Source organism: Lentzea sp. NPDC092896 (assembly GCF_044754905.1).
Taxonomy (GTDB): Bacteria; Actinomycetota; Actinomycetes; order Mycobacteriales; family Pseudonocardiaceae; genus Lentzea.
In genome coordinates this window covers 859,459-871,904 of the sequence record NZ_JBIVPX010000003.1, presented here as the reverse complement: position 1 = coordinate 871,904, position 12,446 = coordinate 859,459, and the positions used below count along the sequence as shown (strand labels likewise).

Here is a 12,446-nt window from a genome sequence, read left to right as displayed (position 1 = left end):
ACTCGATGGTGATCTCGAAGGTGATCTCGATCGAAGGGAGTTCACGCAGTGACTCAGCGTGCTCAATCCAGATTTCGCCAACCCGTTAACCCGATGTCGCCGTGCCGCTCGCACAGCACGACGTAGGCTGGCTCACCGTGGCGCATGCTTTCGCCTCGCTGGAGACCGCGGGTCCGCTGGCCGTTTGGGTCATCGTGCTGAGCTTCATCTTCGTCGAGTGCGCTTTCATCTTCGGGCTCTTCCTGCCCGGTGACTCGCTGCTGTTCGCGGCCGGTGTGGTGCTGGCCACGCACAACAGTGAGTTGTCGGCATGGCTGCTGTCCCTCGCGGCTCTGATCGTGGCCGTCGTCGGCAACCAGGTCGGTTACTTCATCGGCCGGGGCACCGGCACGCGCATGCTCGCCCGCAAGGGCGGCAAGGTGCTGAACCGGCACAACCTGAAACGCGCGGGCGACTTCCTCGACCGGCGCGGTTTCTGGGCCGTCGTGCTCGCCCGCTGGATCCCGTGGATCCGCACGCTGGCGCCGGTGATCGCCGGTGCCGCGCGGATGGACCTCCGCCGGTTCACGCTGGCCACGACCATCGGGGCGATCGCGTGGGTGCCGACGCTGGTGCTGGCCGGCTACTACGGCGCGGGCGTCCTGCAGGCGTTCCCGTGGCTCGAGACGGCGGCGATCGTCGTCAGCATCGCGTTCTTCCTGGGCGGCACCGGCTGGGGCATCTGGCGCTACCGCCAGGAGATGGCGAAGCCGATCGACGAGACCGTCGACATCGCGGGCTGACCTGTCAGAGGAACAGGTGCGACGCGTTGTTGAAGAGCGTGTTGTCGAGAAGCGTGCAGGTCTCCGCGGGGATCGTGTCGTAAGTGCCTTCGTGGTTGCTGTTGAAGTACACGCGCACGGGCTTTGACCTGTTGTTGCACGCCCTTACGGCGTTGTTCTTGATGCACTCGCCATAACCGAGCGTGCCCGGCGTCCGGTACTCGTAGCACGACGGCTGCGTCTCTCCGTAGTTCTTGAGCGACGACGCGAAGTCCGACAGCGAAACGTTGTTGCTGTTGGCCCAGTAATAGCAGAACTCGTTGTTGTCGCACTTGCCGTCACGCGCCGCGGCCGAGGCGGCAGGCGTGGCGACGGCGACCGCCACGGCGGCGAGCGTGCCGGCGACGGCCGTCCTGGCGAGTGTCCTCGAGAGGTTGCTCATGCCGTCGATGGTTGCGAGAACGCAAGGACCTCGACAGCGACAACCTCTACGAAGGACCTCCACATTTCGCGAGGTGCTGCCGCAGGCTCGCCTGCCGTCTCAGGTCGCCGTGCCGCTCGGCGATGCCCAGGCCGCGGCGCAACGTCTCGGCCGCCGCCGCCCGGTCCCGGCGCAGCAGGTGCACCAGCCCCAGTTCCTCCAGGCACGCCACCTCGCCGGTCGCGTCTCCTCCCTCGCGGAACAGGTGCAGGCTCCTGGCCAGCGCCGTCGCGGCGTCCTCTGTCCGGCCTGACCGGCGGTGCAGCGCGCCGATCCGGTGCAACACGCTCGCACTGACGCGTTCGTCGCTCTCCTCGGAGTTCAGCCGCAGGCTGTCCAGGTAACAACGGAGCTCGCGCTCGTGGTCGCCACGCCGGCCGTAGGCGCTGCCCAGGTGTTCCAGGACCGCGGCCTCGACGCACTGCAACCCGAGCTCACGCGCCAGAGCGAGGCTCTCCTCACCGGTCTCGACGGTGTCCATCACCTCGCTGAGGTTGGTGAGGCAGACCGCCACGCCGTTGGTGTCGCCCAGTTCGCGGAACGAGGCCAGGGCGCGGCGCAGAGGACCGGCGTCCCGCGACGCGACGCCCAGGTCCATCTCGACGATCGCGTGCGCCCGCGGGTCGCTCGCCGCGGGCAACGCCAGCCCGCACAGCTCGGCCCAGTCCGCGCGATAGCCGCGACTCAGGTAGTACGGGAACAGCCCGGTCGCGAGCCGGACCAGCGCCTGAGCGGGCACACCGGGCGTCCGGCAGAGGTCGGCCAGGTGCGGGCGGTGCTCGTCGAGCCAGGCGAAGGCCGCCGCGGCCGTGGTGAAGTCCGGTGCGCCCGCGGTCCACTCCGGGTCGGCCCAGGTTCCGCGGAAGCTGTGCGGCACGGCCAGCGCCACCGACCGCCACGCCACCGCCACGAACAGGTCGGCGACCCGGCCGAGCGCCTCGGCGTCCGCGGACCGTTCCCGCGCGTAGGTCCGGACGAGGTCGTGCATCCGGTAGCGGCCGGGCGTCGTGGCCTGCATCAGGTGCAGGTCGGCCAGCCGTTCCAGCACCAGTTCGGCGGCGAGCCCGTCCACGTCGAGCAGCCGGGCGGCGACCGGTGGCGAGATGTCCTCGAAGACGCCGAACAGCGTGAACGCGCGCTGGTCCGCCGGGTCCAGCTGGTCGACGGACACGGCGAAGCTCGCCCGGATTCCCGCGTCGTCGCGGTCCAGCTCGTCGAGCCTGCGCACGGCCAGGCGGCGCGCGAGGTGGGCGAGCGGCCAGGCGGGGCGCGACGCGAGCCGGGCACCGGCGAGGTGGACGGCGAGCGGCAGCCGCCCGCACTGCTCCACGACCTGCCGCGCCGAGGAGGGGTCTACGCCGGTCCGTTCCGGTCCCGCGTAGGCCGCGAGCAGGTCGAGCGCCTCGCGTTCGGGCAGCACGTCCAGCCTCAGGTGACGGGCCTGCGGCAGGGTGTCCATGGCCCGGCGGCTGGTCACGATCGCCGCACACCCGACGGTGCCGGGCAGCAGCGGCTGGATCTGGCCGGCCGTCGCCGCGTCGTCGAACACGAGCAGCACCCGCCGCCCGGCCAGTGCGGACCGGAACCGCGCGGCCGTCTCGGCCAGTGTCCCGCCGTGGTCAGGACGGCCCAGCGCACGCATCAACTGGGCCAGCGCGTCCTCCGGCTGGAGGCTCGCGCGAAGGTCCAGGTAGAGCTGGCCGTCCGGGAAGAGCTCACCCACCTGATGGGCGACGTGCAGAGCGAGCGACGTCTTGCCGACGCCGGCCATGCCCGAGACGACCACCACGCCCGACCGTTCCACCAGACCGGTCAGCTCGGCGACCTCGGCCTCCCGCCCGGAGAACCGCACCGGCGCGGCGGGCAACTGCCGGACCGGTGCGCCCGGCACGCGGCGTGGTCTGGGCGTGCGGGCCGCGGCCGCGGCGAACTCGGCCCGTTCGTCCGCGCCCAGGCCGAGCGCGTCGGCGAGCCGGAGCACCGTGGCGCGATGCGGATGGCGCCGGTCGCCCCGTTCCAGGGAACCGATGGCCTGCCCGCTCAGGCCCGCCTTCTCGGCCAGCGCCTCCTGGGTGAGCCCGACGGCGATCCGGTGGTGGCGTAGCAGGATTCCCAGCACAGAGTCCACGGTTCATCCCCCCGCGGCAGAGCACGCACGGACCAGCGATCCGGTTGCCTACAGGACTTCGGTGATCAGCAGGTCCGCTGATCCCTTGGACGAGTTCACCATCAACGCGTTGACGTGGTCCGTGCCGTGCAGCACGCGTTCCTCCGCCTCCGACAGGGTGCGCCCGTACCGCAGATGGCGGTCGATCAGCCGTTGCACGCGCACGTCCTCGTCGATGAACAGGAACCACGCCTCGTCCAGGATGATCCGGACGCGTTTCCACTTGTCGTAGTTGAGCAGCAGGTAGTTGCCCTCGGTGACGACGAGCGGGACGTCCGGGTGCACCGGCACGGCGCAGGCGACCGGTTCCTCGATCTCGCGGCGGAACTCCGGCGCGTAGATCATGTCCGGCCCGCACGCCTTGATCCGGCCGAGCAGGTCCACGTAGCCGGGGATGTCGAACGTGTCGGGCGCGCCCTTGCGCTCGACCAGCCGCAGCCGTTCGAGCTCGCTCTGCGCGAGGTGGAAGCCGTCCATCTCGACCAGGACGGCCTGGCCGTCGAGTGCCTCGACGAGCCGCCGCGCGAGTGTCGACTTGCCCGAACCGGGTGCGCCGCCGATGCCGAGAATCTTGCGCTCACCCTGATCGGTGAGAACCCGAGCCCGCTCTAGCAGCTCGTCGAACCTGACCTGCTGTCCTGCCACCGCGCCAGCTCCTCAACCCAGTCCCCGACCGCACCGACGCGAACGGCGGCCGCCTCCGAGGCGAACCCGATGGCGGCCACCGGATCCGTCCCTGACGCGAGCGCGTAGGCGTACGCGCCGTGCCAGACGTCGCCGGCACCGTTCGTGTCCTTCACCTCCACCGCGGGCACGGGCAGCTCCCCTGACGAGCCGTTCCGCGACCAGGTGACCGGCTTCGCACCCTGCGTGCGAATGACCAGCGGCACCCCGTAGGAGTGCACCTCGGCCTCGGACCGCTCGAACCCGTGAGAGCAGGCGGCCACGTCCACCAGCGGCAACAGGTGATCGAGGACAGGTTTCCAGCTCCCGGCGTCGAGCACCACAGGCAATCCCAACGCTTTCGCCTGCCGGGCGACGGGGATCACCAGGCCGTCGTGGTGTCCGTCCAAGAGCACCACGTCCGCGGCGGCCAGAAGATCAGACAAATCCGGCGCCTCGACCGGCACCGACGCGTTGCGCGAAACGACCGTGCGCTCCCCATCAGCGTCTCTGACGACGACCATGCTCACGGGCGTCGTTCCTGGCACCGCGGTGACTTGAACCGGTTCCAAGGAAGCGCGGACGAATTCACCCAGTGCGTCCGCACCCAACGCGGTGAGCAACGCCGCCCGTCCGCCCAGTGCCGCGACCGCGCGGGCCGCGTTGGCCGCCGGTCCGCCGGGTGACAGCACCGCGCCGAGCGAGCGGATCTTCTGGCCGGGTTCGGGGAAGGCGTCCACCCGTTGGGTCACGTCGAGAGTTGTGAGGCCGACACACAGCACGGCTGCCATGAGGGCTTCCTCCAAACGGGTATGGTCCCAGGTCATGGTCACCATGCGGGATGTAGCGGCTCTCGCGGGAGTCTCCATCACCACGGTGTCACACGTGATCAACGAGACGAGGCCGGTCGCGGGGGACACGCGAGAGCGCGTCCAGAAGGCGATCGACGAGACCGGGTACACGGGGGACGCGATCGCGCGTTCGCTGGTCATGGGCGGCACGAAGTCGCTGGGCCTGGCCGTGTCACTGGTCTCCCACCCGTACTTCGCCGAGCTGATCGCCGCCATCGAGTCCGAGGCGACTCGCAACGGCTATTCGCTCGTGCTGATCGACACGAGAGACACCCCCGAGTCCGAGCAGACGGCGGTCAGAACGCTGCGCTCGCGAAGAGTCGACGGGTTGCTGCTCACACCGTCCGCCGGCACCGGGGGAAGCCTCGTGCTGCCGGAGCTCAAGCGACTGAACATCCCCACCGTGCTGGTGGACCGGCTGACCGTGGCCAAGGACATCGACCAGGTCGGGCCGGAGAACGTGCAGGCCACCTCGGGTCTGGTGAAGCACCTCGCGGAACTGGGGCACCGGCGGATCGGCATCGTCTGCGGCCAGGCCGGCGTGGCGACGACCGAGGAACGCATCCTCGGCTACCGCCTCGGCCTCGGCCGCGCGGGCCTGAAGTGGGACGAGGCCCTGGTCTCGCAGAGCGGCTGGCTCGCGCCGCTGCTCGACCAGGAGGACCCGGCCACGGCCGTCGTCGCGGCGGACCACCTGGTCACCGTCGGCATGCTGCACGAGGCCCGCGCCCGCGGCCTCAAGCTCGGCACGGACCTGGCCGTCGTCGCCTACGACGAGGTCGAGTGGGCCACGTTGATCGAACCGCCGCTCACCACGCTGGCCCAGCCGGTCGAGGAGATCGGACGGACCGCGGTGAAGCTGCTGCTCTCGCGCATCGCCGACCCGGAACGGCCGCCGGAGACCATCCGGCTGGCACCGTCTCTCCGGCACCGGCAGTCCTGCGGATGCTGATCCCCGGACTGGTCTCGGTGACGTTCCGGCAGCTCACCGTCGAGGAGATCGGCGAGCTGGCGACGGAGTGCGGGCTGCGGGCCGTGGAGTGGGGCGGCGACGTGCACGTGCCGCCCGGCGACTTCGCGGCGGCGCGGCGAGCGTTGGACACCGGTCTGAAGGTGGCCGCGTACGGGTCGTACTACCGCGCGGGTGTCTCCGATCGAGCCGACCTGGCGCCGATCCTGGAGACCGCGGCCGAACTGGACGCGCCGTTCGTGCGGGTCTGGGCGGGCACCGCGGGGTCGGCCGAGTGCCCCGACCGCGGTCCGGTGGTCGAGGCGTTGCAGCACGCCGTGGAGCACGCGGACGCGCTGGGCACGAAGATCGCGCTGGAGTACCACCCGAACACGCTCACGGACACGCTCGACTCGGCGGTGCAGCTGCTCGACGAGGTCGACGGCGTGGTGTCGTACTGGCAGCCGCGCGGGGGTCAGGACGTGTTCTCCGCTGTGCACGAGGTGCGGACGCTGGAACCGGTGACGGCGCACGTCTTCTCGTGGGGCGCCGGCGGCTTCAAGGAGCGGTTCCCGCTCGCCGAACGCCGTGACCTGTGGAAGCCGGTGCTGACCGAGCTGGCGCGGGACGGCGTCGAGCGCAACGCGCTGCTGGAGTTCGTGCTGGACGACTCGCCGGAGCAGTTCCGCGAGGACGCCAGGACGCTGCTGAGCTACCTCAAGCCGTAGCGACGTTCAGACCGTGCCGTTCGAGCAGGGCGGCCGCCTCCAGGCACATCCAGCCGCCGAGCTGGACGGACAGGTCGCGGCCCTCCTTCTCGTCCGCCGGGATCGTCCACTCCGGACCGAACAACGGGCCGCTCACCGCCATCACGCGGTTGTTCCACGCCGCTTCCGCCGACTGCACGACGAGTTCCCTGGCCAGATCGGCGGTCTCGTGCCGTTCGGGGTCGAGGTCGGGGATCGTCAGCGCGGCCTCGGCGAGGTAGCGCGTCAGAATCCCCGCGAACAGGCCGCCGTCCCCGCCGCCCTGGCCCCTGATCACGCCGTTGGTGGCCAGGTCGTCGTGCACGGCGGTGATCGTGCGGGCGGCCTTGTCGAGCCACTTGTCCTGCTGTCCGTGCTTGGCCAGCTCGACGCACGCGCCGATCAGCACCCCTTGGCAGTACGTGTAGATGTTCTTCTCGTACTCGCGGATCTCGCCGTTGGGGTGGACGTGCAGGCCGTCCCACGCGAGGCCGTTGCCCGGATCGACGAGGTGCTCCTCGACCCAGTCCACGATGGACCGTGCGCGGGCGAGGTCGGTGCGTTCGTTCTGGCGGGCCAGGAAGATCGCGGCCGGGCCGTTCGCGGGGACGTTCTTGAAGTCGTCGTTGCGCTTCCACCAGATGCCGCCGCCGGCGTGGTCGGTCCAGCCGTCCCGCAGCCGCACGGCGATCGCGTCGAGCGCCTTGGGCTTCGCGACGCCGACCTCGTTCTGAGCGCGCTGCAGGGCGAGCCCGAGCCAGGCGATGTCGTCGTAGAAGTCGTTGGTCCAGCCGAGGACGTTGCGCACCCTGATGCCCCGCACGACCTTCGCGATGGCCGCCTTGCGCAGCTCGTTGGGCGAGCGCAGGTAGCCGTCGATCATGCAGTCCAGCAGGTGTGCCTGCCACCAGTAGTTGAAGCTGGTGTGGATCTTGTCCTTGAAGAGCGGGGGCCACGCCCGCGCCCCGAGGAGCGTGCCCGGCACACCCCAGACCCGCCGAAGGTGCCTGGAGTACACCGCGCGCTCCGCGACACCCGCGCGTGCCGCCAGCAGTTTCGCGATCACCACCTGGTCATCGTGCGTGCTTGACCGGTCAAGAAGCTCGATGAATCACCCAGTGGTAGAGACCCATGGCCACCGAAGTCGTCAAGTTGTAACTGCTGACCTTCTCGCGCATGGGCAGCCGGACGATCCTGGTGGCCTTCTCGCGGACCTCGGCGGACAGGCCGTGGCGTTCCGAGCCGAACGCCAGCACGGCGTCGTCCGGGATCGGGCCCTTGAGCAGGTCGCCGTCCGCGTCGAACGCGATGAGCTCGCCCGTGAAATCCAGCTCCGTGACCTTGGCCACTGGCAGCGCGAAATGCAGTCCGGCCGAGCCCCTGAGCACGTTGGGATGCCACGGGTCGACGTCGCCGGTGGAGATCACACCACCCGCGTCGAGGCCGGCGGCCACCCGGATCGCGGCACCGAAGTTGCCGAGGTTGCGCGGGTTGTCGAGCAGGACGACCGGGGCGCCGCGGTCGAACGCCAGGTCCGGCTTCTCCGCGAACCCCGCCAGACCCGTCGGGTGCGTGCGGCCGACACGGAGCTTGAAGTGGTTCTGGTCGACCTCGGTGGCAGCGGCGAACCGCTCGCGCAGATCGGGTGCGTGCGTCTCGGCGAGGCCGATCGCGGCGGCGAGGTCCGTCGTGATCAGCGGGTGCACATCGGCGCCGAAGCGCAACGCGTGCTTAACAGCGTGAAAGCCTTCGAGCAGCACGGTGACCAGCATAGAAGCCGACCCACGAGATGATCACGATCGACCCCAGCACCAGCTGGACCAGCGTCGACGCGCTCTCCGGGTACCAGACGCCGTCGATGTAGTGGTCGATGAAACCCGTGCCCAGCGGCGGCATGCCGGCCTCGGCGCGGAAGTACTCCTCCGCGGTCGTCAGCGGGCACGTCACCGGCACCAGCAGACTGAGGATCGCCCACGCACCGATCGCCAGGTGCGGGTAGATCACGCCACGCCACCGCCATGCGGCGTACCCGCCCACGAGCAGGAACGCCAGCACCGCGAAGTGCAACAGCATGACCGCCTCAGCGAACAATCTGGCCATTCGCACCACCCCGTCCTCCAGCCTAGGACGGGGTGGCTCGAAGCGCTCTCGATAAAACCTCAGGCGAGCCCGAGATCGTTCAGGTCGAGCAGGTAGCGGTACGGCAGACCCTCGGCCTCGATGGCCTCCTTGGCGCCCGTGCCGCGGTCGACGACGGTGGCGACGCCGATGACGTCAGCACCGTGCTCGCGCAGCGCCGCAACGGCCGTGAGCACCGAACCGCCGGTGGTGGAGGTGTCCTCGACCGCGAGCACACGCTGCCCACGTACGTCGATGCCCTCGATCTGCCGCTGCATGCCGTGCGCCTTGTTCGCCTTGCGCACGACGAACGCGTCGAGCACGTCACCATCGGCTCCAGCGGAATGCATCATCGCGTAGGCGACGGGGTCCGCGCCGAGCGTCAAACCGCCGACCGCGACGAAGTCCCAGTCGGACGTGAGCTGCCGCAACAGCTTGCCGATCAACGGGGCCGCCGCGTGGTGCAACGTCGCCCGCCGCAGGTCGACGTAGTAGTCGGCTTCCTTGCCGCTGGAGAGGGTCACCTTGCCGTGCACCACGGCCAATTCGCTCACAAGACGAGCGAGTTCTGACTTCGCGTTCGCGTCCAAGACCACTTCAGTTCGCACGGGTCGTCAGCTTCGCACACCCTCGCCGTCGCTGCCTCGTACCCTGCATCACTGTGAGCACCCTCTACGTCGAACAGCCGTGGACCTCCATGAGCCTGTTGTTCCGGCCGCACTACCGGGTGGAGGTGTTCGACGAGCACGACACGCCGGTCATGGTGGTCAGCGAGCGCGGCGGACCGGGCCTGCAGCGACCGTTGCGGCACACCGGGTTCTCCGGCTGGACGTCGTTCGACCTCGACGTGGTCGCGCCGCACGGCCAGCCGATCATGCGCATCGCCAAGCAGTTCGGACGACGCCCGCACGTGCGGGTGAGCACGCCACAAGGCCAGTTGATCGGGACGATCAAGACGCACGGCGCGTGGCAGCAGTCGCTGCACGACCCGAACGGTCAGCAGCTCTGCTTCTTCGGCGACATCGGACGGATCGACACCGGTGCGCGGGCCAAGCGGCACGGCAAGCGCGTTCGCCGGGACCGCGTGCAGATCAACCCTCAGGTCACCGAACCGGTGCGCTCGCTGGCGACCGCGTGCGCGGTCGCCTTCGACGTCGTTCGCGGCACCGGGACCCGCCACACCAGCAGTGGCGGCGTGGACTGGCCCGTCTGACTACCAGGCGTCCTTGCGGAAGTGGCTGGGGCCGTCGTCCTCTTCGTCGTCACGGCGCGGCCTGGGCGGCGGCTGCGGGGCCGGGTTGCCCGACTCGATGATGTCGTCGATGTCCTGGCCCTCCTCGATCGCGCGGTAGGCGCGCTGGAGGTCGGGAACGCCGACCGCGAGCGCCTGCTGCACGCCGGGGTCGTTGATCGCACGGCCCGCGGCGACGTCGGCCCACGACATCTCGCCCGCGTCGACGCGCCGCTGGAGGTCCTTGAGCTCCTTCGGCGCGCCCGGCGACTTCGCGAACCGTTCGATCGCGGCCAGGTCCTGTTCGGAGAGTCCGCGCGACCGGCGCTGCACCTGCGAGGCGGCCGTCGCGACCTTGCCCAGGTCGTCGATCCGGGAGTCCACCTCGGAGAACAGCGCCTGCAGGCGTGCCTGGTCGTAGGGGAACGTCACTGCTGACCCCCGCCGGTGGGCGCGGGTGCCGGGGCGGGCGCGGGAGCCGGGGCCGAACTCGACCGGCCGGAAGCCGCGGAACCGGCCTTGCCGAGGCTGTAGGCGCCGAGACCGACACCGATCGCGCCGGACTTCGCGGCGGACACACCGTTGTCGAACTTCTGCTTGCCGTCCTGCACGCCGTCGACGGCATCAAGCGCGTCGTTGACGTTCCTGACGTCCTTGAGCTTCATCAGCGCCGTGCCCATCGCCACGATGCCGTCGACCATGCCCTTGACGCCCTCGATCAGCGTCATGATCGACTGGATGATCTTGCGGATCGCGTCGACGATCTGGATGGCGTCGTAGACCATCCACACCGCGCGACCCCAGCCGACGACCGGGATCACCGCGGTCATGGCTGCTTCGAGCAGCATCGTGCAGAGCTTGTCGAGCAGGAACAGCGCGATCTTCGTGGCCGACCGGCACGCCGAGGCCATCGACTGGAACTTGTTGCCGATGATCCTGGCGACCTGGGAGTCCGCCTCGATCGCGATGACCCACATGGTGTCCATGCGGCGCTCGAACGCCTGCGCCGCACCGCCGTTCCAGTGCGGGTTGAGCTGACCGACGCCGTCACCGACGTTGTGCCGCACGGAGTCCAGCGCCTTGGCGACCTGGTCCCACGCGTTGGCGTTGGCGTCGATCTTCTCGAAGTCGCCGACCAGCGGGCTGATCAGCGACTCGATCAGGTTCTCGCCGGTGACCTTCTCGTAGATCCAGTTGACGCCCTGGAGCTTCCAGCCGGCGGCCTCGATCAGCTCCTTGGTGGTCTGCCGGCCAGGACGGTCCTCCGCGGCGGCGCTGAGCGCGACCGACGGGTCCTGGACGTCCGCGTACGCCGTGGTCATCGGCCGCCTCCCGCACCCTGGATCAGCTTGAGGCCGTACTGGTCGACCTTCTCGTAGGAGTCCGCCGTCTTCCTCAGGGCGTCGGCGTCCTTGAGCATCGTCTTGTTGGCGAAGTCCAACGTCTCCCCGTAGAGGTTCGCGACGCCGGTCACGACGGGGTGCAGCAACGTCAGCAGGCCGGTGAACCCGCTGGTGTCACCGCCCTTGGAGATCGCGTGGTCCTTGATGGTCAGAAAGTGCTGGGCGTTGCGGTCCAGCAGTTCGCTGTACCCGCGCAGCTCGTCCGGTTCGACATGGAACTGTTCGCTCACGAGGGCTCCGACGCGCCGTTAGGCCGAACGGTTCCGCTCAGGTGCGACCGCGACCGCCGGCGAACTTCGACGCCATCCTGCGCACGAACGGCCGCGGCAGCAGCCTCGTGATGGTCACGATCGCCTTGTACTGCAGGCCGGGGATCGACAGCGGCTTGCCCCGCCGCAGGTCGCGCAGGGCCTCGTGGACCAGCTTGTCGGCGTCGACGTAGAGCCAGTCCGGCGTCTTCGTCATGTCGATCTTCGCGCGCTTGTGGAACTCGGTCTTCACGAAACCGGGGGCCAGCGCCATGATCCGCACGCCGGTGCCCTCGGCCGCGAGCGCCATGCCCTCGGAGAACGTCGTCACCCACGCCTTGTCGGCGCTGTAGCTGGTGCCGCGGCCGGGCAGGAAGCTGGCGACGCTGGACACGTTGATCACGTCGCCCTTGCCGCGCGCGATCATCGCCGGGATCGCGGCCCTGCTCAGGCGCAGCACCGTGGCGACGTTGACGTCCAGCTGGGCCTGCAGCTTCTCGATGTCGGCCGCGAAGAACTCGCCGGTGTTCGCGAAGCCCGCGTTGTTGACCAGCAGGTCGACGGCCGACTCCGCGAGCCGCTTCTCGACCTTGAGCCGGTCCTCGTGGTCGCTGAGGTCGGCCGGCAGGACGTCGACGTGGACGCCGTGCCGGTCGTGCAGCTGCTTCGCGAGTTCCTCGAGCGCGGACGCGGTGCGCGCGACCAGTACGAGGTCATATCCCTCGGCCGCGAGCCTGCGGGCGAACGCTGCCCCGATCCCGACGGTCGATCCGGTCACCAGTGCGGTTGGCATGCCACCGAACGGTAGTCGGAAAGCCGGTGATCACC

16 protein-coding genes are annotated in these 12,446 nt (G+C 69.7%); 4 read left to right on the top strand and 12 right to left on the bottom strand.

Going from position 1 to position 12,446, the window contains the following annotated elements:
• The first annotated feature begins 137 nt into the window (after positions 1–137).
• Positions 138–782: a DedA family protein gene (locus tag ACIQF0_RS20055; protein ID WP_401031211.1), complete on the top strand. Its 645-nt coding sequence runs from the start codon at positions 138–140 to the stop codon at positions 780–782.
• 4 nt (positions 783–786) lie between these two features.
• Here ACIQF0_RS20055 and ACIQF0_RS20050 read toward each other — a convergent pair whose 3' ends face one another.
• From ACIQF0_RS20050 to ACIQF0_RS20035, 4 genes are read right to left on the bottom strand one after another with little or no spacing between them, the layout of a single operon-like run.
• Positions 787–1,203, bottom strand: coding sequence for a hypothetical protein (locus ACIQF0_RS20050; RefSeq protein WP_401031209.1), 417 nt, complete (start codon positions 1,201–1,203; stop codon positions 787–789).
• A 46-nt stretch (positions 1,204–1,249) separates the two neighbouring features.
• Positions 1,250–3,370: an ATP-binding protein gene (locus ACIQF0_RS20045; protein WP_401031207.1), complete on the bottom strand. Its 2,121-nt coding sequence runs from the start codon at positions 3,368–3,370 to the stop codon at positions 1,250–1,252.
• 48 nt (positions 3,371–3,418) lie between these two features.
• Positions 3,419–4,054: a nucleoside/nucleotide kinase family protein gene (locus ACIQF0_RS20040; protein ID WP_093595565.1), complete on the bottom strand. Its 636-nt coding sequence runs from the start codon at positions 4,052–4,054 to the stop codon at positions 3,419–3,421.
• Complete coding sequence (locus tag ACIQF0_RS20035; protein ID WP_401031205.1) at positions 4,018–4,863, bottom strand: PfkB family carbohydrate kinase; 846 nt, start codon at positions 4,861–4,863, stop codon at positions 4,018–4,020. Before ACIQF0_RS20035 ends, ACIQF0_RS20040 begins: the two co-directional genes overlap by 37 nt.
• A gap of 34 nt (positions 4,864–4,897) precedes the next feature.
• Between ACIQF0_RS20035 and ACIQF0_RS20030 the strand changes: the two genes are divergently transcribed.
• Both ACIQF0_RS20030 and ACIQF0_RS20025 read left to right on the top strand, forming a co-directional pair.
• On the top strand, positions 4,898–5,875 hold the full coding sequence (locus ACIQF0_RS20030; protein ID WP_093595559.1) for a LacI family DNA-binding transcriptional regulator: 978 nt from the start codon (positions 4,898–4,900) through the stop codon (positions 5,873–5,875).
• Entirely contained in the window at positions 5,869–6,600 is a 732-nt protein-coding gene (locus ACIQF0_RS20025; RefSeq protein ID WP_401031203.1) for a sugar phosphate isomerase/epimerase family protein, read from the top strand. The genes ACIQF0_RS20030 and ACIQF0_RS20025 overlap by 7 nt, the downstream gene beginning before the upstream one ends.
• Here the strand turns inward: ACIQF0_RS20025 and ACIQF0_RS20020 are convergent.
• From ACIQF0_RS20020 to pyrE, 4 genes are read right to left on the bottom strand one after another with little or no spacing between them, the layout of a single operon-like run.
• Complete coding sequence (locus ACIQF0_RS20020; RefSeq protein WP_401031201.1) at positions 6,590–7,687, bottom strand: glycoside hydrolase family 76 protein; 1,098 nt, start codon at positions 7,685–7,687, stop codon at positions 6,590–6,592. The two genes, ACIQF0_RS20025 and ACIQF0_RS20020, sit on opposite strands and share 11 nt — an antisense overlap.
• A gap of 25 nt (positions 7,688–7,712) precedes the next feature.
• Entirely contained in the window at positions 7,713–8,390 is a 678-nt protein-coding gene (locus ACIQF0_RS20015; protein ID WP_401031199.1) for a TrmH family RNA methyltransferase, read from the bottom strand.
• The gene (locus tag ACIQF0_RS20010) at positions 8,350–8,718 is read right to left on the bottom strand and encodes a DUF2784 domain-containing protein (RefSeq protein WP_360040716.1); all 369 of its coding nucleotides are present in this window, start codon (positions 8,716–8,718) and stop codon (positions 8,350–8,352) included. Before ACIQF0_RS20010 ends, ACIQF0_RS20015 begins: the two co-directional genes overlap by 41 nt.
• A 59-nt stretch (positions 8,719–8,777) precedes the next feature.
• Entirely contained in the window at positions 8,778–9,332 is a 555-nt protein-coding gene (gene pyrE / locus ACIQF0_RS20005; RefSeq protein ID WP_401031492.1) for an orotate phosphoribosyltransferase, read from the bottom strand.
• Positions 9,333–9,397: 65 nt separating this feature from the next.
• Here pyrE and ACIQF0_RS20000 point away from each other — a divergent pair, with 65 nt between their 5' ends.
• Positions 9,398–9,949: a hypothetical protein gene (locus ACIQF0_RS20000; protein ID WP_401031196.1), complete on the top strand. Its 552-nt coding sequence runs from the start codon at positions 9,398–9,400 to the stop codon at positions 9,947–9,949.
• Here the strand turns inward: ACIQF0_RS20000 and ACIQF0_RS19995 are convergent, their stop codons facing one another.
• The 4 genes from ACIQF0_RS19995 to ACIQF0_RS19980 are packed head-to-tail and all read right to left on the bottom strand — an operon-like array spanning position 9,950 to position 12,411.
• Positions 9,950–10,399 (bottom strand): hypothetical protein, encoded by a 450-nt coding sequence (locus ACIQF0_RS19995; protein WP_401031194.1) that lies wholly within the window; start codon positions 10,397–10,399, stop codon positions 9,950–9,952.
• Complete coding sequence (locus ACIQF0_RS19990; protein WP_360040708.1) at positions 10,396–11,289, bottom strand: hypothetical protein; 894 nt, start codon at positions 11,287–11,289, stop codon at positions 10,396–10,398. Before ACIQF0_RS19990 ends, ACIQF0_RS19995 begins: the two co-directional genes overlap by 4 nt.
• Positions 11,286–11,600 (bottom strand): hypothetical protein, encoded by a 315-nt coding sequence (locus tag ACIQF0_RS19985; protein ID WP_319976548.1) that lies wholly within the window; start codon positions 11,598–11,600, stop codon positions 11,286–11,288. The genes ACIQF0_RS19990 and ACIQF0_RS19985 overlap by 4 nt, the downstream gene beginning before the upstream one ends.
• 37 nt (positions 11,601–11,637) lie before the next feature.
• Entirely contained in the window at positions 11,638–12,411 is a 774-nt protein-coding gene (locus tag ACIQF0_RS19980) for an SDR family oxidoreductase (protein WP_360040704.1), read from the bottom strand.
• Between the last annotated feature and the right edge of the window lie 35 nt (positions 12,412–12,446).

Coding starts and splice junctions, on each gene's coding strand:
- ACIQF0_RS20050 (WP_401031209.1), bottom strand. CDS start 1,203: ATGAGCAACCTCTCGAGGACACTCGCCAGGACGGCCGTCGCCGGCACG.
- ACIQF0_RS20035 (WP_401031205.1), bottom strand. CDS start 4,863: ATGGCAGCCGTGCTGTGTGTCGGCCTCACAACTCTCGACGTGACCCAA.
- ACIQF0_RS20030 (WP_093595559.1), top strand. CDS start 4,898: ATGGTCACCATGCGGGATGTAGCGGCTCTCGCGGGAGTCTCCATCACC.
- ACIQF0_RS20025 (WP_401031203.1), top strand. CDS start 5,869: ATGCTGATCCCCGGACTGGTCTCGGTGACGTTCCGGCAGCTCACCGTC.
- ACIQF0_RS20015 (WP_401031199.1), bottom strand. CDS start 8,390: ATGCTGGTCACCGTGCTGCTCGAAGGCTTTCACGCTGTTAAGCACGCG.
- ACIQF0_RS20010 (WP_360040716.1), bottom strand. CDS start 8,718: ATGGCCAGATTGTTCGCTGAGGCGGTCATGCTGTTGCACTTCGCGGTG.
- ACIQF0_RS19990 (WP_360040708.1), bottom strand. CDS start 11,289: ATGACCACGGCGTACGCGGACGTCCAGGACCCGTCGGTCGCGCTCAGC.
- ACIQF0_RS19980 (WP_360040704.1), bottom strand. CDS start 12,411: ATGCCAACCGCACTGGTGACCGGATCGACCGTCGGGATCGGGGCAGCG.